The 238-nt window shown below is 54.6% G+C and carries 1 rRNA gene; it reads right to left on the bottom strand.

The annotated features are described in order from the left end of the window. Window positions 1–90, bottom strand: a 23S ribosomal RNA gene (locus tag NP503_RS33240); the annotation flags it as partial. Between the last annotated feature and the right edge of the window lie 148 nt (window positions 91–238).

Below are 238 nucleotides of genomic sequence, written 5' to 3'. Positions count from 1 at the left end.
GCACCTCCCCGTAGCTTATCGCAGCGTATCACGTCCTTCATCGCCTGTGCATGCCAAGGCATCCACCAATTGCCCTTAAGACACTTGATCGTTCTCATTGCCAATGCCCACCCGCGCAATCCCGAAGAGATTGTCGCCTGAACCGGATCCTGTGCGGGACCCAATTCGATGTCATTGGCACAAAAAGACCAGCTTCTCGAGATCGGTTCGAGGGTGCGGTTAGGCAAGCCCATCATAT

It is taken from the genome of Mesorhizobium sp. SEMIA396, assembly GCF_024518615.1.
Classification (GTDB): Bacteria; Pseudomonadota; Alphaproteobacteria; order Rhizobiales; family Rhizobiaceae; genus Mesorhizobium.
The sequence above is the reverse complement of the archived record's forward strand: the minus strand, read 5'-3'. Positions and strand labels throughout refer to the sequence as shown.